Here is a 1,974-nt window from a genome sequence, read left to right on the forward strand (position 1 = left end):
ACCGGGCCGGACAAGCCACGACCGCCACTGGCGGCGGCACCGACGTCTGTATCCATTACGACGCGGCCGGACAGATGAGCGGCGGCGAAGCCATCGGCCGCGGCGCCCCCTTCGCGCTGGCGCGGGACTCCCGGGTGGGCGGCAATCCGCTGGTGGCCTCAGTGACCGAAACCGCCCAGGGCCAGGTGACCACCGCCACCCGCAGCCTCTCGCTGACGGGTCAGGTGTACCAGAGCACCGACAGTCACGGCACCACCATCACCCACGCCTACGACCCCAGCACCGGCAGCCCCACCGAAATCACCGAGCGCACCGCCGCAGGCGAGACGCGGACCCGGCGCTTCAGCTATGACCCGTTCGGCCGGCCGACCACCCTGACGGTCAACGACCGCGTGATCGAGACGATCAGTTATGGCCCGGACGGCTCTCCGGACATCGTCCGCTACGCCAACGGCACCAGCGCCCGGACGGAGCTGGATGCCAACAACAACATCACCGAACTCACCTACGACGGCTTTGCCGGCGGTATCCGGCTGGGCGAGATCCGGACCCTGTCGCGCGGCGGGGCGGTGCTCACCCGCACCCTGCGCGGAGCCGACGGCACGGCCAGCTTCGCCTACGTCTACAGCCCGGATCACCGGCTGATCCGCTCGACCGTCAGCGGCAGCCTGCCGGGCGTGGCCCGCGACACCCGGCTCGACTTTGCCGGGCCGTCCGGCGCCAACGGCAACCGTCAATCGGCCACCACTACCGCCGCCGGCGTGACGACGACCGCGACCTACAGCTACACCGGCGCGGACCAGCTGACGGCCACCACCGAACCCGGCCTGGCGCCGATCGACTATGACCCGCAGGGTCGCACCACCCGCCTGGGCGAGGCCACGCTGAACTATGACGCCGGCGGCAATCTCACCGACGTCAGCGCGCCCCGCGGCGTCTTCGTCTTCGCCGGGAACGGCAACCTTGAATACACCCCGGCCGGCCAGCCGACGATCACGCTGCGCACCTCGGGGGATCTGCTGCTGGACGATGCCGGCCGCATCATCGGCCAGTGGCTGTCGCTCGCCCATGGCGTCAGCGTCCTGCTGGACCCGGCCGGCACGCCGTTGCGGTGGCAATACCCGGACCTGCAGGGTTCAATCGCCTGGCAGACCGGCGGCAATGCCGCGCCGGAAGCGACCACGGTCTACGACCCCTGGGGGGTGAAGATCGCCGGCGCCACGGCCCCGGTACCGACGACGCCCCTGGACCTGGCCCTGCAGCTCAGTGCGGGCTGGTCGGGGACCCTGCCGTTCCCGAATACCGACCTGCTGGTCAAGATGGGCGCGCGCGAGTACGCGCCGGCGGCCGGCCGCTTCCTGCAGCTGGACCCGCTGGAGGGCGGCGGGCTCAATCCCTATGAGTATGCCGACAGCGACCCGATCAACAACAGCGATCCCGAGGGGTTGCTGAGCCGGGGGACGTGGGCAGGGATGGCGATTGGCCTGGCTTTGGGCGCGGCGATCATCCTGACGGCGGCGACCAAGGGCGCCTTTGCCGGGCCGACGGCGGCCTTGTGGAAAGCCATGGCAGCCGGCGGCGCGGCCGGGCTGACCAGCGGGGCGGCGTCCTACACCAGCCAGCACTTCATCGATGGCGGCACCACGGCCGACTACGACTGGAAGCAGGCCGGCATCCGCATGGGGGTCGGCGCCGGGGTCGGCATGGTCAGTGGCGGCGTCGGCTTCGCCAAGGCCAAGGCCGGCGTCACCGCTGCTCAGGCGAAGTTGAATGCGGCAAATGCAAAGTGGGATACGCTTTCTAACAATGTTGACATTTTGCAACAAAGCCCTAAGACAGGTAACCTTCATACAGCGACGCTTATGCTCAATAAGCAGGATAGGGTTGTAGCCGCTGCAACTAGAGAACTTTCAGCAGCTCAAGCAACGTTTATCAACCCCGCTTCCGCCAATGCCCTGAAATCTGGCCTATTAA

1 protein-coding gene is annotated in these 1,974 nt (G+C 68.4%); it reads left to right on the plus strand.

Annotation, left to right across the window (positions count from 1 at the left end; all coding sequences use genetic code 11):
* Positions 1-1,974 (plus strand): RHS repeat-associated core domain-containing protein (locus tag ADBZ5U_RS16055; protein ID WP_526811861.1); only part of this gene is annotated, 1,974 nt, incomplete at both ends.

Origin of the sequence: Mycobacterium sp., assembly GCF_040398885.1 — a bacterium.
In the GTDB taxonomy this organism is placed as follows: domain Bacteria; phylum Actinomycetota; class Actinomycetes; order Mycobacteriales; family Mycobacteriaceae; genus Mycobacterium.